General features: G+C 61.5%; 22 protein-coding genes. 13 read left to right on the top strand and 9 right to left on the bottom strand.

Translation table 11 applies throughout. From position 1 onward, the window contains the following. Positions 1 to 126: 126 nt before the first annotated feature. The 5 genes from V7773_RS10425 to V7773_RS10405 all read left to right on the top strand — a co-directional run bounded on the left by V7773_RS10425 (position 127) and on the right by V7773_RS10405 (position 5090). Positions 127 to 1776, top strand: a complete 1650-nt coding sequence (locus V7773_RS10425; RefSeq protein WP_336073300.1) for a phosphoethanolamine transferase — start codon at positions 127 to 129, stop codon at positions 1774 to 1776. Positions 1777 to 1844: 68 nt separating this feature from the next. Then, entirely contained in the window at positions 1845 to 2486 is a 642-nt protein-coding gene (locus V7773_RS10420) for a class I SAM-dependent methyltransferase (protein ID WP_336073299.1), read from the top strand. A gap of 121 nt (positions 2487 to 2607) precedes the next feature. Further along, on the top strand, positions 2608 to 3741 hold the full coding sequence (gene rnd / locus V7773_RS10415; RefSeq protein ID WP_003198851.1) for a ribonuclease D: 1134 nt from the start codon (positions 2608 to 2610) through the stop codon (positions 3739 to 3741). Next, entirely contained in the window at positions 3738 to 4031 is a 294-nt protein-coding gene (locus tag V7773_RS10410; protein WP_003198853.1) for a YcgL domain-containing protein, read from the top strand. Before rnd ends, V7773_RS10410 begins: the two co-directional genes overlap by 4 nt. Positions 4032 to 4157: 126 nt before the next feature. Next, entirely contained in the window at positions 4158 to 5090 is a 933-nt protein-coding gene (locus V7773_RS10405; protein WP_063322506.1) for a D-2-hydroxyacid dehydrogenase, read from the top strand. A 235-nt stretch (positions 5091 to 5325) separates the two neighbouring features. Here V7773_RS10405 and V7773_RS10400 read toward each other — a convergent pair whose 3' ends face one another. Beyond that, entirely contained in the window at positions 5326 to 5919 is a 594-nt protein-coding gene (locus tag V7773_RS10400; RefSeq protein ID WP_092148554.1) for a nitroreductase family protein, read from the bottom strand. Between the two features lie 160 nt (positions 5920 to 6079). On the opposite strand from V7773_RS10400, the gene V7773_RS10395 reads away from it, so the two are divergent. Both V7773_RS10395 and V7773_RS10390 read left to right on the top strand, forming a co-directional pair. Continuing rightward, positions 6080 to 6529, top strand: a complete 450-nt coding sequence (locus V7773_RS10395) for a YcgN family cysteine cluster protein (RefSeq protein ID WP_018607524.1) — start codon at positions 6080 to 6082, stop codon at positions 6527 to 6529. Positions 6530 to 6560: 31 nt separating this feature from the next. Beyond that, positions 6561 to 7790: a hypothetical protein gene (locus V7773_RS10390; RefSeq protein WP_336073297.1), complete on the top strand. Its 1230-nt coding sequence runs from the start codon at positions 6561 to 6563 to the stop codon at positions 7788 to 7790. 101 nt (positions 7791 to 7891) lie between these two features. On the opposite strand, the gene V7773_RS10385 is transcribed toward V7773_RS10390, so the two are convergent. Next, positions 7892 to 8269 carry a YgaP family membrane protein gene (locus V7773_RS10385; RefSeq protein WP_003198860.1) on the bottom strand — a complete coding sequence of 126 codons (378 nt, stop codon included), beginning with the start codon at positions 8267 to 8269 and terminating at the stop codon, positions 7892 to 7894. 77 nt (positions 8270 to 8346) lie between these two features. Continuing rightward, complete coding sequence (locus V7773_RS10380) at positions 8347 to 8817, bottom strand: RNA methyltransferase (RefSeq protein WP_003198862.1); 471 nt, start codon at positions 8815 to 8817, stop codon at positions 8347 to 8349. A 185-nt stretch (positions 8818 to 9002) separates the two neighbouring features. Here V7773_RS10380 and V7773_RS10375 point away from each other — a divergent pair, with 185 nt between their 5' ends. Next, the gene (locus tag V7773_RS10375) at positions 9003 to 9335 is read left to right on the top strand and encodes a DUF2790 domain-containing protein (protein ID WP_063322500.1); all 333 of its coding nucleotides are present in this window, start codon (positions 9003 to 9005) and stop codon (positions 9333 to 9335) included. A gap of 77 nt (positions 9336 to 9412) precedes the next feature. Here V7773_RS10375 and V7773_RS10370 read toward each other — a convergent pair whose 3' ends face one another. The 4 genes from V7773_RS10370 to V7773_RS10355 form a co-directional block, all read right to left on the bottom strand. Beyond that, positions 9413 to 11572: a copper-transporting P-type ATPase gene (locus tag V7773_RS10370; RefSeq protein ID WP_336073296.1), complete on the bottom strand. Its 2160-nt coding sequence runs from the start codon at positions 11570 to 11572 to the stop codon at positions 9413 to 9415. A gap of 2 nt (positions 11573 to 11574) precedes the next feature. Then, positions 11575 to 11829: a DUF2933 domain-containing protein gene (locus V7773_RS10365; RefSeq protein ID WP_018607538.1), complete on the bottom strand. Its 255-nt coding sequence runs from the start codon at positions 11827 to 11829 to the stop codon at positions 11575 to 11577. A gap of 304 nt (positions 11830 to 12133) precedes the next feature. Next, the gene (locus V7773_RS10360; RefSeq protein WP_003184246.1) at positions 12134 to 12508 is read right to left on the bottom strand and encodes a YajD family HNH nuclease; all 375 of its coding nucleotides are present in this window, start codon (positions 12506 to 12508) and stop codon (positions 12134 to 12136) included. Between the two features lie 48 nt (positions 12509 to 12556). Further along, the gene (locus V7773_RS10355; protein ID WP_003184244.1) at positions 12557 to 13243 is read right to left on the bottom strand and encodes a spermidine synthase; all 687 of its coding nucleotides are present in this window, start codon (positions 13241 to 13243) and stop codon (positions 12557 to 12559) included. A 72-nt stretch (positions 13244 to 13315) separates the two neighbouring features. Between V7773_RS10355 and V7773_RS10350 the strand changes: the two genes are divergently transcribed. Next, the gene (locus V7773_RS10350; protein WP_063322496.1) at positions 13316 to 13603 is read left to right on the top strand and encodes a hypothetical protein; all 288 of its coding nucleotides are present in this window, start codon (positions 13316 to 13318) and stop codon (positions 13601 to 13603) included. Between the two features lie 132 nt (positions 13604 to 13735). Here V7773_RS10350 and V7773_RS10345 read toward each other — a convergent pair whose 3' ends face one another. Beyond that, positions 13736 to 14209: a cyclic nucleotide-binding domain-containing protein gene (locus V7773_RS10345; RefSeq protein ID WP_092148539.1), complete on the bottom strand. Its 474-nt coding sequence runs from the start codon at positions 14207 to 14209 to the stop codon at positions 13736 to 13738. Between the two features lie 160 nt (positions 14210 to 14369). After that, entirely contained in the window at positions 14370 to 16424 is a 2055-nt protein-coding gene (locus V7773_RS10340) for a S9 family peptidase (RefSeq protein WP_336073293.1), read from the bottom strand. Between the two features lie 135 nt (positions 16425 to 16559). Here V7773_RS10340 and V7773_RS10335 point away from each other — a divergent pair, with 135 nt between their 5' ends. From V7773_RS10335 to V7773_RS10320, 4 genes are all read left to right on the top strand, one after another. Next, positions 16560 to 17057: an MFS transporter gene (locus tag V7773_RS10335; protein ID WP_072341351.1), complete on the top strand. Its 498-nt coding sequence runs from the start codon at positions 16560 to 16562 to the stop codon at positions 17055 to 17057. A gap of 32 nt (positions 17058 to 17089) precedes the next feature. Beyond that, positions 17090 to 17866, top strand: coding sequence for a class II glutamine amidotransferase (locus tag V7773_RS10330; protein WP_003198875.1), 777 nt, complete (start codon positions 17090 to 17092; stop codon positions 17864 to 17866). 12 nt (positions 17867 to 17878) lie between these two features. Continuing rightward, positions 17879 to 18421 (top strand): DUF2937 family protein, encoded by a 543-nt coding sequence (locus V7773_RS10325; protein ID WP_063322493.1) that lies wholly within the window; start codon positions 17879 to 17881, stop codon positions 18419 to 18421. 548 nt (positions 18422 to 18969) lie between these two features. Beyond that, positions 18970 to 20256 carry an MFS transporter gene (locus V7773_RS10320; RefSeq protein WP_336073291.1) on the top strand — a complete coding sequence of 429 codons (1287 nt, stop codon included), beginning with the start codon at positions 18970 to 18972 and terminating at the stop codon, positions 20254 to 20256. Positions 20257 to 20306 lie beyond the last annotated feature (50 nt).

The following is a 20306-nucleotide window of genomic DNA, read 5'->3' as shown; positions in this document are numbered from 1 at the left end:
CAACTTTTTCACGAAAAATTGATGGTGGGCTACCTAAAGTTTGTGTTGCCGTAGGAAATGAACTTTTCACATTTTCCTGCGGCACTTCTTTTTCAAAGAGCAACTTTCAGGAAGTCGTCAACCATCATGCTGACCCTTAAAGCCGTGCGCCCCGAGTGGGTGACGCTGGCCGCCAGTGCCTTTTTGTTAGTGGGTTTCAACCTCGTTCTCTGGCAACACTTGCTGGCGATCACCACGGCTGACGCTCGTGGCCTGCTGATGTGCGTGGCGTTTGGCCTGATGATTTTCTGCGCGTTCAACCTGGTGTTGACGCTCGTGGCCTTCCGTCCGCTGCTCAAGCCCGTGCTGATGCTATTGTTCCTGGTCAGTGCTGGCGTGGCGTATTTCATGGCCCAATACGGTGTATTGATCGATGCGGGCATGTTGCGCAACTTTGCTGAAACCAATGCCACGGAAGTTCGTGATCTGTTGTCGCTGAAGTTGTTTATCTACCTCGGGTTATTGGGGGTGTTGCCTTGCTGGTTATTATTCAAGACCCCGATCAGCTACCGTCGCTGGCCCAAAGAGTTATTAAGTAAGTTGCTGGTTGGCGTGGCGTCGGCCGCGGTAATCGGTATGGTCGCCCTGGCCAACTACCAAGGTTTGTCTTCGTTGTTTCGCAACCACCACGAGTTGCGTTTGATGGTCGTGCCGAGCAACTACATCGGTGCGTCGCTCGGCTATTTGCGTGAGCAGGTCGCGTCGGCCAAGCAGCCGTTCATCACCCTGGGCGAGGACGCGAGCCGCAACCCGGCCTGGCAAACCCACGGCCGCAAATCCCTGACCGTACTGGTGGTGGGCGAGAGTGCCCGGGCCGAGAACTTCGGCATCCTCGGCTATGACCGCGATACCACACCGACACTGGACAAAGAGGCCGGCCTGATCGCCTTTACCGATGTGCATTCCTGCGGCACGGAAACCGCCGTGTCGGTGCCCTGTATGTTTTCCAACATGGGGCGCAAGAACTATGACGCCAGCAAGGCCAAGAATGAAGAGGGTTTGCTGGACGTGCTCAAGCACGCCGGGCTGGAGGTGATCTGGCGGGACAACCAATCCGGCTGCAAGGGCACTTGTGATCGGGTCACGCTGCAGGATGTCAGCAATCTCAAGGACCCGGCCCTGTGCGCCAACAGTGAGTGCCGTGATGAAATCCTGCTCCAGGGTTTGCAGCATTTCATCGACACACTCGACAAGGACACGGTGCTGGTACTGCACCAGATGGGCAGCCACGGGCCGGAATACTTCAAGCGCTATCCCAAGGAATACGAGCATTTCACCCCGGTATGCGAAAGCAACGCGCTGAACAATTGCAGCCGCGAGAGCATCGTCAACGGCTACGACAACACGCTGGTGTACACCGATCACGTACTGTCGACCCTGATCGATCTGTTGCGGGCCAACCAGGACAAGGTCGACACGGCCATGCTGTACCTGTCGGATCATGGCGAGTCCCTGGGCGAATACAACCTGTTTCTCCATGGCACGCCCTACATGCTCGCCCCGGAGCAACAGAAACACGTGGCAATGCTTGCCTGGTTTTCCGACAGCTATCAGAAATCTTTCTCGGTCGACACCCATTGCCTGCAACTGAGTCGGCAAAAGCCTTTGAGCCAGGACAACCTGTTTCATTCGATGCTCGGGCTGCTGGAAGTCAACAGCCAGGTCTACAACCGGGACCTGGACCTGTTCGCCAGCTGTCGCGGCGCGGTGATTGACGGTGTCCTGGCACGAGAGTGATGGCCTGGACCTTTTTTTCACGCAGTGTTGGTTAACCTGTCATTCAATCTTCTCCAAGAGCCGTTCGTATGTCCGGGCTACCCCCATCCACCGTCGAGCTTGAGTTCGCCAGGCAGCATGACCAGGAGCATGCACAGGTTTGCTGTGGGCCGACGCCTCGACGATTGCGCCTGGCGTTCTGGCGCGACGAGCACATGGTACGCAATGCCCTGAAGGTGGCGGGCGAGCCCGGGTTGGTGCTGGATGTGGCCTGTGGCGCGGGACGATTCTGGCCGGTGCTGGCCGAGCACGCCAACCGGGTGATCCTGGCGGCGGACCCGTCGCCGGACAGGCTCGAACATGCGCTCACTCACCATGGCGGCGCGTTGCTCCAACGGGTCAAGACCTTCCCGAGTTCAGCGTTCACCCTCGGGCTGTCGGCCAACGCGGTGGATTGTATTCTCTGTCTGCAACTGTTTCGCCACGTCAGCGCCAGCGAGCATCGCCTGGCGCTGTTGCGCGAATTTCATCGGGTCAGTCGCGACACGGTGATCGTTTCGGTGAAAATCGAAGGCCGCCTCAAGATCGGCCAGGCGCCGCGACGGAGCCTGGCCGACAAGGCAGATGTGGAAGCCGAGTTCCGCGAGGCCGGTTTCAGCGTGCTTTGGTACCAGGATTTCCTGCCCGGTTTTGCTCTGACGCGTGTTTATGCGTTGCGTAAGACCGGTTAAGTCTTGATGTAGGACTATTCTTTCTTTTTCGCAGGCGATTTCTCTCAGGCGGCTGCTCTATGGATGCTCGCAATCGCCGGCGGCGATATATACTGCGCGCCATTCTTCAAGGGAGAGCCGTGTGGCCATCGATATTCACTGGATTCGCGACAACGATAGCCTCGGTCAGTTTTGCGCCGAGTGGCAGCAGTTGCCATTCGTCGCCCTCGACACCGAATTCATGCGGGTCGACACTTTTTACCCTATTGCCGGTTTATTGCAGATCGGCGACGGCAAGCGTGCCTACCTGATCGACCCCTTGACCATCGACAATTGGCAACCCTTGGCCGCACTACTGGAAAACCCGGCGGTGCTCAAGGTGTTGCACGCCTGCAGCGAAGACCTTGAAGTGCTGCTGCGCCTGACCGGCAGCCTGCCTGCGCCGCTGTTCGATACGCAATTGGCCGCCGCCTACCTGAACCTGGGTTTCTCCATGGGCTATTCGCGGCTGGTGCAGGAAGTGCTGGGTATCGAGTTGCCCAAGGGCGAGACCCGTTCCGACTGGCTGCAACGGCCCCTGTCCGAGACGCAGATCAGCTACGCGGCAGAGGACGCCGTGCACCTGGCAGAAGTTTTCGTACTGCTGCGCCCGAAGCTTTCCGACGAAAAGTACCGTTGGGTCCTGGAAGACGGCGCCGAACTGGTAGCCAACCTGCGTCGCGAGGTCGACCCGTACGAGGTCTACCGCGAGGCCAAGCTCGCCTGGAAACTGTCCCGCGCCCAATTGGCCGTGCTGCGCGAGCTGTGCGCCTGGCGCGAACGCGAGGCGCGGGCTCGTGACCTGCCGCGCAATCGCATCATTCGCGAGCATTCGCTGTGGCCCCTGGCCCGTACCCAGCCGGATAACCTCGGCGCGTTGGCGAAAATCGAAGACATGCACCCGCGCACCGTGCGCCAGGACGGCCAGTTTCTGCTGGACCTGATCCAGCGCGCCGCCAGCGTGCCGCCCGAGCAATGGCCGCCGGCCGTGGCCGAGCCACTGCCCATCGAGGCCTCGGCCCTGGTCAAGCGTCTGCGGGCGCTGGGGCAGGCTGAAGCCGAGCGCCTGGAAATCGCCCCGGAGCTGATGCTGCGCAAGAAAACCCTCGAAGCGCTGATCAAGAGCGGCTTCCCCGAGGGCCCTTACCAATTGCCCGATTCGCTGCGTGGCTGGCGCCGCGAATTGATGGGCCAGGCGCTGCTCGACAGCCTGGCCACTGCCGGAGAACAGCCTTGAAACGTATCTGCTCCATCTATCGAAGCTCGAAGAAAAACGAGATGTACCTGTATGTGCTCAAGAGCGATGCCTTGGAGCGTGTACCTGAGCCGTTGATGGCCGCCTTTGGCAAGGCGATCCATGCCTTCGACCTGGTCCTGAGCCCCGAGCGGGCGCTGTCACGGGAGGACATCAACAAAGTGCTGGAAAACCTCGACACCCAGGGCTATCACTTGCAAATGCCGCCGGCCGAAGACGAGTACATCGAGCATTTGCCCGAAGAGTTGTTGCGCCGCAACGACCCGGTCTGACGGTCTCTGAGGCACCTGTTCTGGGTGCCTCTGGAAAAACACTGGAAGGGTTTATTGACGACGATCGTATGGATGGAGCGACACTCTATCGGCGGTTGTCTGCACTGTTTTTGAAAGGTTTGATTCATGCGCGTTCTGATTGCCGAACACGACCACCCGGTGTACGCCCAGCTTCTGCGTCAGGCGGCACCCGATATTGAAGTCCTGACCAGCGGCGACTCCGCCGAATTGTCGCGACTGGCCACCGATTGCCCGGTCTGGCTCGGCCAGCCTGATCTGCTGGCCACCTTGTTGCGTCAGGGCCATAGACCCAGCTGGCTGCAGTCGACCTGGGCGGGTATCACGCCGTTGTTGGCCGAAGGCTTGACGCGCAACTACCGCCTGACCCGTGCGGTGGGCATTTTCGGCCAGGTGATGGCCGAATACGTGCTGACCTACATGCTCGGCCACGAGCGTGAGGTGCTGGCACGGCTGGTCAGCCAGGTCGAGCGCAAGTGGGACAATCGCCAGGGGCAAGGCCTGGCCGGGCGCAAGGTGTTGATCGTCGGGACCGGTGATATCGGTCAGCGTGTGGCGCAGTTCCTGGTGCCGTTTGGTGTGCAACTGTACGGTGTGGCCAGTGAAGCGCGAGCGTTGGCGCCGTTCATCGAAGTCGGGGCGCTGAAGGATCTGCCGCGCTTGGTGGGTGAGGCGGATTACGTGATCAATTTGCTGCCCAACACACCCGATACCCATGATGTGTACGACGCGGCGCTATTCAAGCAATTCAAGCCGACCGGGTTGTTCATCAACGTCGGCCGTGGCGTGGCGGTGGTGGATGCGGACCTGGTGCAAGCCCTGAAGGACGGGCACCTGGCCGGTGCGGTGATCGACGTCTGCCGTCAGGAGCCATTGCCACAGCGCCACCCCTTCTGGACCGCCTGGGGCCTGCTGCTGACCGGCCACAGCTCGGCACCGACCTCGCCGCCGATGATGGTGCAGTTGTTCCTGGAAAACCTGCGGGCCTATCAGGCCGGTGAGGCGCTACGCGGGGAAGTGGATTTCAGCCGGGGTTACTGACTTTCTTCCCGCTCCGGGTTGCGCCGTTCACTTAAGGTTTGTGTGAACCCAACCCTGTGGCGAGGGAGCTTGCTCCCGCTGGGCTGCGCAGCAGCCCCAAAACCTAAGCACGCGGTGCATCAGATTGTCCGAGCCGGCTGATTCAGGGCTGCTGCGCAGCCCAACGGGAGCAAGCTCCCTCGCCACGGGAAGTGCTGTTCTTATGTGAATAGTTTGTTCACATGAAGGGGCAGGGTTACAGGGTGAAGTCGCCCTCAGCCACCAGTTCGCTCAACGGCCGGCGCGGGCTTGGGGTTTCGCGGGCCTGGAGGTATTCGGCCAGTGTCGATTTGTCCCCCAGCTTGCCAATCGCCACGGCGGCGTGCAGGGCGTAGCCTTCCGGGATCTTCAGTTCCTTGCGGGTCAACGCCTGGTCGAAACCGGCCATGCCATGGGTGTGCCAGCCGCTGAGGCTGGCTTGCAGCGCCAGGTGGCCCCAGGCCGCACCCGTATCGAAGGTGTGGGACTGCGCAGGGGTTTCTTCGGTGGCGCCGGGAATGGCGAAGGTGGTTTTCGAAACAATGATCACCAGCGCCGAGGCGTGTTGGGCCCAGCTGCGGTTGAATTCATTGAGCAGGCCCAGGAAACGCTCCCAATTCGGCGTGTCGCGGCGCGCATACAGGAAACGCCATGGTTGGGAGTTGTACGCCGACGGCGCCCAGCGTGCAGCTTCGAAGAAGCCCAGCAGGGTTTCTTCGGCAATGGTCTCGCCGGTAAAGGCACGGGGCGACCAGCGCTCGATGAATTGAGGGTGAATCGCGTAATCGGCAATGCGGGGATTGGCACTCATGGGCTTACCTGGCTGGGGTTTGGAAAGTCAATGAAACAACCTACGTCCCGCCGCCCGGGCTGACAAGTCCCGGCCTACCGACAGTCGCCAATGCTTGGCCTGAAGAGGCCCGGGCACTAGACTGTCGGCCTTTTCACCACCTGATGTTGATGCTTGAGCCATGGCCGCCAAAGTCGAACCGTTCTGGAAACGCAAAACCCTCGATCAGCTCGATCTGCAGGAATGGGAATCGCTGTGCGACGGCTGTGGCCTGTGCTGCCTGCAAAAACTCGAAGACGAAGACGACAACAGCGTCTACTACACGCGCATCGCCTGCAAACTGCTGGACCTGAAAACCTGCCAGTGCACCGACTATCCCAACCGCCGCGACTTTGTCCCCGATTGCATCCAGCTCACGCCGGGCAAGGCCGATGAGTTCAAATGGCTGCCGCCGACCTGTGGTTATCGGCTGGTCAGCGAGGGCAAGGACTTGCCGTTGTGGCACCACCTGGTCTGCGGTGATCGCGATGCGGTGCACCACGAACGCATTTCCCAGTCCGGGCGTATGCTGGCCGAAGGCAGCGTGCCGGAAGACGATTGGGAAGATCATCTGATTTTCCGCGCCGGCTGAGCCGTCGGGCGGCGCGCCCCAGGGAGAACCCATGGCTGCAGGATTGAAACGGATGCTGGCCGCCGGGCTGCTGGCGATGTGCGGGCCGCTATGGGCGGCGCAGAAAGTCGATCTGGATTATCACGTGCACCTGTTGCCCCTGAGCGATCAGGCCGAGGTGCGTCTGACCCTGGCCCGGGGGGCGGCGGTGCGTAGCCTGGATTTCGACCTCGGCGACGGCAGTCGCTACAGCGATTTCAAGGCCGACGGCCAATGGCAACTCACTCCCGGCAAAGAGGCGCGAGGTGTCTGGCGGCCGGCAGCGGACAAGGCCAGCCTGAGCTACCGCGTGCGCATCAGCCATGCGCGCAAGAACGCCACCTTCGAAACCCGCATGACCCCGACGTGGGCGTTGCTGCGCGGCGACGACCTGGTGCCGTCGGCCAGGCTCGACCAGCAGGACGGCGTCGAACTGGTGGCCCGTCTTGAAGTTGAATTGCCCAATGGCTGGAAAAGCATCGAGACGCCCTGGCCGCGCATCGGCAAGCAACGCTTTCGCATCGACAACCCCTCGCGCCTGTTCGACCGCCCTACGGGCTGGATGCTCGCCGGCAAACTGGGTAGCCGCCGCACCCGCCTGGGCGAAACTGAGGTGACGGTCGCCTCGCCCCAGGGCCAGGACATGCGCCGGATGGATGTGCTGACGCTGCTGACATTCGTCTGGCCGCAGGTACAAGCACTGGTGCCGCGCCATCCGGCCAAGTTGCTGATTGTCGGCGCCGGCGATCCGTTGTGGCGTGGCGCCCAGGCCGGTCATGACTCGATCTACCTGCACAGCCGTCCGCCGCTGGTCAGCGAGCGGGGCAGCAGCCCGTTGTTGCGGGAGTTGGTGCAGGCGCTGGCCCGGGTCAATGATCATGATCGCAGCGATTGGATCAGCGAGGGGCTGACCGAGTACTACGCCATCGAACTGCTGCGCCGCGCCGGCGGCCTGAGTGATGAGCGCTATCAGACCTTGAACGACCGGCTCGCCCGCGACAGCAAGGGCATCACCACCTTGCGCGGCGAACAGATCAGCTCGGCGGCGGTGGCCAAGGCGGTGTTGCTGTTGCAGGAACTGGACCGCGAGATTCGCCTGAAAACCCGCAACAAGCGTTCGCTGGATGATGTGTTGCAGGGGGCGATGCGGTTGGAAACGGTCGATACCAAAGAGTTTGTGCAGCTCAGTGAGAGCGTTCTGGGTGGGGCCTCTACTGTGCTGGATACCCGGTTACTTCAGTGACACCGCCATCGCGAGCAAGCTCTCCCACATTGGGTTTTCGGCGTTCACAAAACATGTGGGAGCGAGCTTGCTCGCGAAGGGGCCAAGCGGCGCTGCAAAAATCAGAGCCCAACCTTCGGCGAATCCAACGAGTCATTCCCCGTCACCGTAGCCGTGCCAGTCGCCGCTTCGGCATTGGCCTTCAGGCGGCTCAGCTCATCACCGGCCTGTTCGATGCGGGCGCGGGCGTTGCTGAGGTTCTGCCGGTTCTTTTCCAGCAAGGCCTTGGCCGAGCAATGCCCGGTGATCCCCCGCGCCAGCGCCATGCCGCCGATCGCCAGTTGAGCCAGGCCGAGCACACCGCCACGGCGCAAGCCCTTGCCCATCATCAGCACACCGCCGGCCAGTGAGCCAATGCGTTCCCAGCCATGCACGTTTTGTGGCGGATGGGATTGGAAAGGGGTGGTCTCAATCGGCTCGAACGGATTGTTATCGCTCATGATCTGTCTCCAGTATGGGGATTGGTATAAAGCTGACTGCCCGAGCGATTGCCTTGTTCAATCGAATGTTGCACCGATCAGCGGAATTGCGGCCCCGAACGGGTGTTGTTGCCTTTGGCCATGCGGTCATACAGCACGACGTTGACGGTGGCGGCCAGGTTCATGCAGCCGGTGGTGGGGATGTACACCACATCCTCACACCAATCGCGAATGTCCTTGTCCAGCGAGCCGTCTTCCGGGCCAAAAATGTACAGCGCTCGGTCCGGGTGAGTGTATTCCGGCAGTGGGCGAGCGCCTTCCACCAGTTCCACGGCCACCGGCACACAGCCCAGGGGCAGGATTTTCTTCAGGTCGTCGATACCGATCAGCGGAATGTCGTAGTGGACTTTCTTGGTGTCGGTGACGAAGTCGGCGGCTCGCTCATAGCGCTTGCCGGTGTAGAACACCGACGCCACGCCGTAGCAGCCGGCGGCACGCATGACCGAACCGACGTTTTCCGGTGACTTGGGGTTGAACAGACCGATGCAGCTATAGCGTTTGTTGGCCACGGGCGGGGTGCCTTTGGGGAAAAGGCGCGATTATACGGGGAATGGGGCTGCGTGTTCAGTTTGTGAGTGGGGGGTGATGGTCGGTGACCTGTTCACGAACCTGACCAATCGGTAACGTCCCCGCCAGCGTCGTGACAGGCACCAGTCGTTATGGTTTGCCTGACAAATGACTGCCGGAGTTCCTCATGAAAACCCTTGATGCCTTGCTCGCCGTTTCGATCCTGTCCCTTTCTTCCCTTGCCTTGGCGGAAGGCGGAGGTGACCGGGTTTATGGCCAGATGATCCAGAACAATCAACAAGCCATGGCGCAATACGCCGTCGAAAACGGCAAAGCCATCGCCGAAATCGTTCATTACGAATACGGCATGAAACTCGATGTTAAAAAAGTGGTGAGCATTACACCGGCCAATAAAGGCTGTGGTGTCGGACCGTCGCGCATGACCTACGAAGACTCGAACGGCAAGCTCAATACCCTGGAATATAGGCTCCTGGGTGATAACTGTCCGAATGGCGGCTGATTACCGTCTCGTTTGTTCTCCTTTGGTTTTGAGACGGTCAGGCGCCCTGGTGGCGCCTGTTTTTTATGGGCGCCGGATTATTGTGCTGGCGTGTTACGCAACCTCAAGGCATTGAACACCACCGATGCCGAACTCACGCTCATGGCGATGGCGGCAATCATGGGCGAGAGCAGGTGACCGGTCAGGGGGTACAGCAGGCCGGCCGCCAACGGAATACCCATCGAGTTATAGAGGAAGGCAAAGCCGAGGTTCTGGCGCATGTTTCTAACGGTTGCCACCGAAAGGGTGCGGGCCCGCAAGATCCCCATCAAATCGCCTTTTACCAAGGTCAGCTGGGCGCTGTTCATCGCCACGTCCGTGCCTGTACCCATGGCAATGCCTACGTTCGCCCGAGCCAGGGCGGGCGCATCGTTTATTCCGTCACCCGCCATCGCGACCTGGCGGCCATCGCGCTGCAGGTCCGCCACCAGACGTTCCTTGTCCTCGGGTTTGACTTCGCCATGGACCTCTTCAATGCCCATCTCCCTGGCCACGGCGCGTGCCGTGGTGAGGCCGTCACCGGTGGCCATGATGATTGTGATGTCGTGAGCCTTGAGCCGGCTGACCGCTTCCCTGGAGGTTGGCTTGATCGGGTCCGAGACGCCCAGCAGCCCGGCCAGTACTCCGTCGACCGCCATGTAGATAATGCTGATGCCTTGCGCGCGTAGCTGCTCGGCCTGCTGTTGCAGTGGGCTGACGCTGATGCTGGCGGCGTTCATCAGGGCGGTATTGCCCAAGTGGATCTGTTTGCCGTCCACCTGGCCACTGACACCGATGCCGCTGCCGGATTCAAATGAAGCCGGCTTGATCAGTTCAAGATGCTCGGCTCGTGCGTGATCGACGATGGCGTGGGCCAGGGGATGTTCGCTGCCCTGGTCGAGGCTGGCGGCCAACAGCAGCACCTGGCGGTCGTCGAAGCCCTGGGTGGCTTTCACGCTGTGAAAGGTCGGGCGCCCTTCGGTCAGGGTGCCGGTCTTATCGACGATCAGCGTGTCGATCCTGCACAAGTTCTCGATGGCGCTGGCGTCCCGGAAAAGCACGCCCAGGCTGGCAGCCTTGCCGGTGGACACCATGATCGACATGGGGGTTGCGAGTCCCAGCGCGCAGGGGCAGGCGATGATCAGCACGGCGACGGCATTGATCAGCCCGAAGACCCAGCCAGGTTCGGGGCCTAACAGCCCCCAGCCGAAAAAGGTCAGTACGGCGATGGCAATCACGCCCATGACGAAATAGCCAGCGATCACGTCGGCCATGCGCTGCATAGGCGCTTTCGAGCGCTGGGCCCGGGCGACCATCTGGACAATTTGCGCCAGGACGGTCTCGGCGCCGACCTTCTGCGCCGTCATCACCAAGCTACCGTGGGTGTTGATCGTGGCGCCGATCAGGTTGTCCCCGGCGCGTTTGCTCACCGGAACCGGCTCGCCGGTGAGCATCGACTCGTCAACGGCGCTTTCCCCTTCGAGTACCGTACCATCGACCGGGACCTTTTCACCGGGCCTGATCCGCAGGTGGTCACCCTGATGGACGTGGGCCAGGGGAATGTCTTGTTCCTGGCCATCGGCATTGATCCGGCGCGCGGTCTTGGGGGACAGCCCCAACAGCGACTTGATGGCGGCCGACGTCTGCGAGCGTGCCTTGAGCTCCAGCATCTGCCCCAGCAAGGTAAGGGAGATGATCACTGCGGCGGCTTCAAAGTAGACGCCGATACGCCCCTCTTGCACGAATGTGGTGGGGAATCCTCCCGGCCAAAACGTGGCGGCGACACTGTAGAGATAGGCCGCCGCGGTGCCCAGGCCAATCAGGGTCCACATGTTCGGGCTACGCTGGCGAACAGAGGCCACTGCCCGTACAAAAAACGGCCAGCCTGCCCACAGGACCACGGGTGTCGCCAGGAAAAACTCGACGAGATTTTGCGTTGCTCCGTGAAACAGCGACAAAGCGTGCCCCGCCATGGCGAGCACCGTGACGATCACCGTCAACGGCAGTGACCACCAGAAGCGGCGCGTGAAGTCCTTGAGTTCTGGATTGTCCTCTTCTTCCAGCGCGGGCATCACCGGCTCCAGCGTCATGCCACACTTGGGGCAGGTGCCGGGGCCGGGTTGGCGGATTTCCGGGTGCATGGGGCAGGTGTATTCAGTCGCCATGTCGCCGCTGGGCGCTGGAGCACTGTGGTGAAGGTGCGCTGGAACGTTGGGCATGGCTAGGGGCCTTCCTGATCCCTGCGGTTGACGGGTGGTTGGCCATGTCGTCCATGACCGCCATGGCCGTGGCCGTGTCCGAAGATATGCATCAAGGGACATATCAGGAGAATCAGGTACGGCCAATTCGCCGCGATGTGGCTGAAGTGTTCTCGCGCCAGATAGAAGAGGCCGATGGCCAACAACATGATCAATACAATGCCGGTCTTGCCCCGCCAGAATGGCGTAGCACCCGCAGGGGGTTGATGAGTGTTCATGGTGTCGCTCCTTCAGGCCGGGCGAGCCACCGCCACCGATAACCACAGAATAGGCAGGGAGGGCTTTGGCAGATTGATATTCATCAACCTTGGCTTACTTGACCTGCAAATGAGGGAAGTAGCGGGCATGCTAAAGGTGCGAAGCTGTCAGCGACCTGACGAGGGCATTGCAGATTTGTCAGCTGGACCATGAAAGCGGCCCAGGCAGCCGCCCCACAGTCGAGCAGGCCACTTTTGGCGAGGGGATTTGATCTGTGGAGCAACACTTTGCAGCGCAAGATAAACCCACTCGCACAACGGCTAATTACTCGTCCTTCTTCATCAACCCGGCCAGTGCGGCGAAGGGGTTGTGGGTCGCCTTGGCGATTTTCGGAGTGCTCAGGGAGCCGTCGCCGAAATATTGCTGGTCGGTGTAGCGCGAGTGTTCGTTGTCGTGGCAGTACAGGCACAGCAGTTCCCAGTTGGAACCGTCCTGCGGGTTGTTGTCGTGGTTGTGGTCGCGGTGGTGAACGGTCAGTTCGCTCAGGCGCTTGCCGGAAAACTCACGGGCGCAGCGGCCACAGACATGGGGGTACATTTTCAGGGCTTTGTCGCGGTAGCCCATCTCCCGGTCGCGCTGGGCATCGGCGAGGATGCGGTCCAGCTTGGCGGTGTTGGACGGTGGCGTTGACGAACTCATGGGTTCACCTTTGTAGACAAGACGGATGACGGTTGGACAGAGTTTAGCTCAGCCCTTGAGCTTCTCGGCAATCCAGATGGTGTGGCGGGTGCCTTTGTTGCCATGGGCGAACACTTGCACCTCTTCGGCCTTGAAGCCGGCCTTCTTCAGCTTGTCGGAAAACTGCCGGTCAGCGCTGGCCGACCACACCGCCAGCACGCCCTTGGGCCGCAGGGCCTTGGCGCAGGCGGCCAGACCTCCAGCCGAATACAGCCAACTGTTGGCTTTCTGGGTCAGGCCTTCCGGGCCGTTGTCGACGTCCAGCATGATCGCGTCGAACCCCTGGGGTTCGGCTTGCAGGACCTTGGCGACGTCTTCCATGCGGATCACTGTGCGTGGATCCGACAACGGCCGCCCGGCCTTTTCACCCAGGGGGCCACGGTTCCACTCCACCACGCCGGGCACGAGTTCGGCCACCACCACTTCGGCGGTCTTGCCCAGGTGCTTGAGGGCCGAGGCGAGGGTGAACCCCATGCCGAGGCCGCCGATCAGCACGCGCGAGCCGGGACGACCGGCGACCTTGCGGCAAGGAATCTCTGCCAGGGCATCTTCGGAACCGTGCATGCGGGTGTTCATCAACTGCCCGCCGTCACCGCCCTGGATCTTGATGACGAAGTCTTCCCCGTACTCGAATAGGCACAGGGCACCGCCGTTATCAGGGATGGGCGTGGTGTCGAGTAGAACGAAACGTTTCATGGAAATCTCGTAGGAGGGCAAACCGCGCGGTAACGACTAGCCTTAAAGCAGACAATAGCCACGGAGCCATTGATGAAGTGCATCATTCTAACGGCCATTGCCCTGGCGGCGCTCTCAATAAGTTGCGCCCAGGCTCAACAACCGACGATTCCAGTCAACCCGCCCAGCATCCCCGGATCGCCTGGCACCGCCACTCCCATGCCCTATCCGCCGGTCACGCCCAACGGGGTGCCCAAGGTTGGCCCCGGAAGCGGCGGACCGCCCTTGCTGCCCCCCATCGAAATGCCCAAGCCGCCCAAGGACCAGCCGATACCGGGCATGGAGCCCAAGCCAGTGAAGGCCAAGTCGCCTGGAGGATAAATCGACAAGACGACGCATTCACCTGTGGGAGCGAGCTTGCTCGCGATAGCGGTGTGTCCGTCGGCTTCAATGCTGGCTGATCCGCCGCCATCGCGCGAGCAAGCTCGCTCCCACTGGGTTTATGTGTTGTTGTCAGACCTGCTGCGACAACAACTGCCCATCGGCCATGCGCAGGCGCTTGGACAGGGAGACGGCGAGGGCGCGGATGATCTTGGCGGCGATCTTGGGGGCGTCGTTGAGCATTTTTTCCAGGGAGTCCTTGCCCAGGTTCAGCAACTGGCAATCGCTGGCGGCGATGCAGCTGGCCGAGCGCCGTTCGCCGTCGAGCACGGCCATTTCGCCGAATGCCCGGCCGCTGCGCAGCGTGGCGATGGTCACGGGGTGGCCGTCGGGGCCGGTTTTCTGAACGGCCACCTGGCCGGTGTGGATGATGCACATGAAGCTGCCGGCATCGCCCTCGTGGAAAATCGCTTCGCCCTGGGCGATGGCGCTGATGCTGAAATAGCCCGACGCCGCGGCGAAGTCCACAGGTAGCAACTGGTCGAACAGACCGCAGTCCATCAGCCAGTCGCGGATTTCTTTGTTCAGTAAGGTCGGTTCTGACATGTTGGCACGGTCTTTTTCTTGTGTGTGTTGCAGGTTCAGTTTGGCCCGGGCGTAAAAAGATCCATGGTAGATCCCCTGTGGGAGCGAGCTTGCTCCCACCGTTATTTGATCCGGGATGCCCGGCGCATGGAGCTAAGACCCGGCCATCCCACAGAGTTCCTCAGACCACCCCCAAAACCTTCAAGACAAATGCATATTCGAGCGCTACGTCACGCAATCCCTGGTAACGCCCGCTCATTCCGCCGTGGCCGGCGCCCAGTTCGGTCTTGAGCAGCAGGGGGTGGTCGTCGGTCTTGGTGGCGCGCAATTTCGCCACCCACTTGGCCGCTTCCCAGTACTGCACACGGCTGTCGTTGTAACCGGCGATCACCAGCAGCGCCGGGTACGCCTGGGCGCTGACGTTTTCGTACGGGGCGTAGGCTCGGATCCGATCATAAACGTCCGGCTCCTCTGGATTGCCCCATTCATCGTACTCGGTGACGGTCAGCGGCAAGTCCGGGTCGAGCATGGTGTTGAGCACGTCGACGAACGGCACCTCGGCAATCGCAACCTTGAACAACTCCGGGCGTTGGTTGAGCACCGCGCCGATCAGTAGGCCACCGGCGCTGCCGCCGCTGATCGCCAGTTGTTCGGCGGTGGTGAAGCCGTTGGCGATCAAATGCTCGGCACAGGCGATGAAATCGCCGAACGTGTTGTGCTTGTGTTCCTGCTTGCCGGCGCGATACCAGGCTTCACCCAGCTCGCCGCCGCCGCGCACATGGGCGATGGCAAACGCTACGCCGCGGTCAAGCAGGCTCAGCCGCGAATGGGAAAACCACGGGTCGAGGCTTTCGCCATAGGCACCGTAGCCGTACAGGTACAGTGGTACCGGCCGGCCGAGGGCTTCGCGCTTGACCACCAGGCTGATGGGCACTTGTGTGCCGTCTGGCGCCGTGGCCCACAGCCGTTGGCTGACGTAGTCATCGGCGTCGAACGGGCCCAGTACCGGGGTTTGCTTGAGCACGACCTGTGCGCCGCTGGCCAGGTCCAACTGGCGGATCTGCGCCGGACGGTTCAGGGCCTCGTAGCGCAGGCGAATGCGCTCGCTGACGAATTCCAGGCTGTTTTGCACATGCAGGCTGTAGGCCGCGTCCGGCAGTTGCACCCGATAGGCCGGCAAGCCTTGCGGGTGAACCTCGATGATCGGCAGGCCGCCTTCGCGCAGGCTCAAGGTCATGGCCCCGGCGTTCAGGCTCAGGCCGTCGATCATCACCGTGTCGCTGTGGGGGATCAGGTTCTGCCACTCGGCCTCGGTCGGCGCCACGCCTGTGTCGGCGGCCTGGTACAGGGCGAAGTTGATCCCGTCGCGGTTGCTGCGGATCAACCAGGTCCATTGGCCATCGAGCAGGCCGTGGTCGACGTCGTACTCATGGTTTTCCACGCGGGTCGCCAGGCAGGTAAAGGGGCGCTGCGGTTGCGCAGCGTCCAGTACCCAGACTTCGCTGGTGGTCTTGCTGCCCAGGGACAGGATCAACTGCTTTTCCGAACTCGAACGATAGCAATGCAGGAAGAAACGCCCGTCCGGCTCGTGGAACACCTCTTCGGCGGCAGTGCCGTCCAGGCGATAGCGCCAGAGTTTGTGGGGGCGATGGGTGTCGTCCAACTCGCCGAAAAACAGCGTCAGGCTGTCGTTGGCCCAGGTCATGCTGCCGTCGCAATCGGCGAAGGACAGTTCGCTGACCTTGTCGTTGGACAATTCCTTCACGAACAGGGTGTAGATCTCATCGCCCGTGGTGTCCAGGCTGTAGGCCAGGCGCTGGTGGTCAGGGCTGATGCTGAAAGCGCCCAGGGAAAAGAAGCCGCCGCCGGCCAGCACGTTCGGGTCCAGCAGCAGTTGTTCACGGCTTTCATCCACGTTCAGGCTGTCATCGGCCGGACGCGGGCAGCGGTAGTGGCGCGGGTATTCGTCACCAGCCGTGGTACGGGTGTAGTACAGGTACGGGCCCCAGGGCGAGGGCAGTGACAGGTCGGTCTCGAGAATCCGACCCTTGATCTCCTGGAACAGGGTTTCGCGCAGTTCGGCCTGGTCGGCGAGTTGCGCCTCCTGGTAGCTGTTTTCCGCCTTGAGGTAGTCGAGCACGGCGTCGGTGTCGCGTTCCTGCAGCCAGGCGTATGGGTCAACACCGGGGTCCCTGCGGGCAATCGGGGCGTTGGAAACGTGGGCAGATAGGGACATGAAAGGCTCTCGAACGTTGTACGAAAAGGGACACATGGCCTGGACAGAACCAACCACACAGGCCATTCGCCAGACGCCGGGGCAGCCTGACGAGCGAAAAGCCGTTACTATAAGCGCCTCTTTGCCTGCCTTGCCATGGACACCATGACCGAGAATGACTATCTGATCGCCTGGGGCCTCTACGCCTTCGCCGCCCTGGGCTGCCTGTTGGTATGGATGCGCATGACCCGCTGGATGTGGCGCTGGTTGCGCGAACCGCTGCGGTTGCTGCTGGCGGTGCTGCTGTTTAGCCCTACCATCGTAGATCCGGTGAAGGACAAGGTCGCCCCGGCCCTGGCTATTGTTGCCCTGGACGTGCTGTTCAAAGTCGGCAACAACGTCTGGCGGGCGGCTTCCGATCTGCTCATGTACGGCATGATCGCCTTCGGTCTCTACTTCATTTTGGTGCTGATCCGCTTTCCCATCGAGCGGGCCGCCAACGCTCGCAAGGAACGGGCCGCCGCCGCAAAAGCCGCCGCTGCGGTCGATGAGCCGGAGGACGAGCCACCGTTTGGCGTGGCCGGCGATGACCGTTACGGTCGCCCGCCCGTGCCGAGCAACCCCCAGCGTTCGCGTATCGAACCGCGCCTGTAACCGGGCCTGCCCCTTGAAGCGAGAGTTCGAGCATGTGTGAGTTATTGGGCATGAGCGCCAATGTGCCGACCGACATCGTGTTCAGCTTCACTGGGCTGATGCAGCGCGGCGGCAAGACCGGGCCGCATCGGGACGGTTGGGGCATCGCCTTCTACGAGGGCCGTGGCCTGCGCCTGTTCCAGGACCCGGCCGCCAGCAGCGAATCGGAAGTGGCGAACCTGGTGCAGCGCTATCCGATCAAGAGCGAAGTGGTGATCGGGCATATTCGCCAAGCCAACGTCGGCAAGGTCTGCCTGTCCAATACGCACCCGTTCGTGCGTGAGTTGTGGGGCCGCAACTGGTGTTTTGCCCACAATGGCCAACTCGCCGATTTCCAGCCGGGCGTGAGCTTCTACCGCCCGGTGGGCGATACCGACAGCGAAGCGGCTTTCTGCGATCTGCTCAACCGTGTGCGCCAGGCCTTCCCCGAACCGGTGGAGGTGGAACAATTGCTACCGTCGCTGATCGAGGCCTGCGCCGAATACCGCAGCAAAGGCGTGTTCAATTGCTTGCTCAGCGATGGCGACTGGCTGTTCTGCTATTGCTCGACCAAACTGGCCCAGATCACCCGTCGCGCGCCGTTCGGCCCGGCTCGGCTCAAGGATGTGGATGTGATAGTCGATTTCCAGGCTGAAACCACGCCCAACGACGTGGTCACGGTGATCGCCACCGAACCGTTGACCGAAAACGAAACCTGGACCCGCTACGAACCGGGCCAATGGAGCCTGTGGCGACGCGGCGAATGCGTCAGCCACGGCCGGACCGAATAAGGACGTCACGTTATGTTGCTCAGTTATCTACGGCTGGTGTTGTTCGCGGTGGGCCTGTTGGTTGGGGTCCAGGTGCCGGGCTTCATCAATGATTACGCCAAGCGGGTCGAGGCCCACCTGATCGAGGCGCAGACCGGCTTGCAAGGGTTCCAGGGCACCGCCAATCAGTTCTTCAAGGGCGACATGCAAGCCCTGGTGGCCCATTACCGCGCCAGCGAAGACCCGATCTTTCGCAGCGACGCCGACAGCCTGAACACCTTGCTCGTGCGCCAGCAGGCCCTGGACAAGCAATTCCAGGCCATGCAGGGCCCGTGGTACATCCGCTTGCTGCAAGTGGCGCTGGCCGCCGATCCGGACATCCGCAAGGAAACCTGGAACGGCTACAGCTACCAGATCCTGTTGACTCCCGAGGCCATGATCTGGGGCATCAGCGGTGCGTTGTTGCTGTCGTTCGGCCTGGAGTGCCTGTTCCGCCTGATCGACTGGGTGGTGCTGGGCGGCAAGCGCCTGCGCCAGAGCCGGCCGATTGAAGAGCGGGATTTGCGCGGGCTCTGATTGCACGACTGATCGAAACCGCAACCGGCTTCTGTGGCGAGGGAGCTTGCTCCCGCTGGGCCGCGAAGCGGCCCCAAAACCAGACACCGCGCAGTGTCAGGTAGATGGTATCCAGCAGGTTTGGGGCTGCTTCGCAGCCCAGCGGGGATAAATCCCCTCGCCACAGGTTCGTGGTTGGTAAAGTGGCTCGAACGGTCTGACTCACCCAGCCCATCGCCAAACACAAACCCCGTGGCGAGGGAGCTTGCTCCCGCTGGGCTGCGCAGCAGCCCCAAAAAGCCTGGAAGCATTCAGCCAGTTACACCGAGGCACCTGGTCTGGGGGCTGCTTCGCAGCCCAGCGGGAGCAAGCTCCCTCGCCACAATGGTGTTCAGCTAGGCCACAACGGTGTGCAGCCAGGCCTTGCGTGTTACCCAATCAAATTTTTCTTATGACCCAACCGAGGTTTTATTCGTTGGACGGGATCGGCCGCGCGCTCAAGAATCGACGCATCGGTCTCCACGTCAGCGTCGTCGAGACTTACAACAATAAAACTGCGGAGAACCACCATGAGTGCACCCGACACGCTCGGCGTCCCCCAACCCCAGGCCCGTTCCGGCCCATTCGATTGGTATCGCAACATCAACCAGCAGGAACGTCGCACCTTCTGGAGCTGCAAGATCGGCTACGCCCTGGACGGCATGGACACGCAGATGCTCAGTTTCGTGGTGCCGACCCTGATCGCGATGTGGGGCATTACCACTGGCCAGGCAGGCCTGATTCACACCAGTACCTTGATCGCTTCGGCCATTGGCGGCTGGGTGGCCGGCATTCTCTCGGACCGCATCGGGCGGGTGCGCACCCTGCAACTGACGGTGCTGTGGTTCGCCTTCTTCACCTTTTTGTGCGGCTTTGCCCAGAACTATGAACAACTGCTGATCGCCCGCACATTGATGGGCTTCGGTTTTGGCGGCGAATGGACCGCCGGCGCCGTGTTGATGGGTGAAGTGATTCGTGCCAAGGATCGCGGCAAGGCGGTGGGCATGGTGCAGTCGGGTTGGGCGCTGGGCTGGGGCATGACGGCGATCCTGTATGCGCTGCTGTTCTCGGTGCTGCCGCCGGAAGACGCCTGGCGCGCACTGTTCATCCTCGGCATCGTGCCGGCGGTGTTCGTGATTTTCGTCCGCCGACTGGTCAAGGATCCGGAAGTCTATAACCAGACCAAGGCCCGGCTGACGCCGGAAAACCCAGCGAAGTTCTACGAGATTTTTGCCCCCGGCATCCTTTTCACCACCTTTCGCGCCTCGCTGCTGACCACCGGTGCCCTGGGCGGTTACTACGCCATCACGTCCTGGCTGCCGACGTTCCTGAAAAATGAGCGTGGCCTGAGCGTATTGAGTACCGGCGGCTACCTGGCGATGGTGATCGTCGGTTCCTACGTGGGCTATGTCATCAGTGCGTACCTGTCGGACATCCTGGGGCGCAAAAAGAACTTTGTCCTGTACGCCGTCGGCTCTTTCACCATCGTCCTGCTGTATACCCAGGTGCCGGTGAGCAATAACGTGATGCTCTGGCTGGGCTTTCCCTTGGGGTTCTTCGCGTCGGGCATGTTCAGCGGCATGGGCTCGTTCCTCACCGAACTGTTCCCTACGCGCATTCGTGGTTCGGGCCAAGGCTTCTGCTACAACATTGGCCGGGCGGTGGCGGCATTGTTCCCGCTGTTGATTGGTATTTTGAGCCAGAAGGTGCCGCTGAGCGTGGGTATCGGAGCGTTCGCCGCGGTGTCCTATGGCGTGGTGATCCTGGCGGCCCTGAGCCTGCCGGAAACCCAAGGCAAGCAGTTGGAAGCCGAGTAACTGATAACCTGTGGTGCGCGTGCCCCACAGTTAAACAAAGAAAGAACCTA

The organism is Pseudomonas sp. 3JA (assembly GCF_036961705.1).
GTDB lineage: Bacteria > Pseudomonadota > Gammaproteobacteria > Pseudomonadales > Pseudomonadaceae > Aquipseudomonas > Aquipseudomonas fluorescens_Q.
This window is presented reverse-complemented; position numbering and strand designations above follow the sequence as displayed.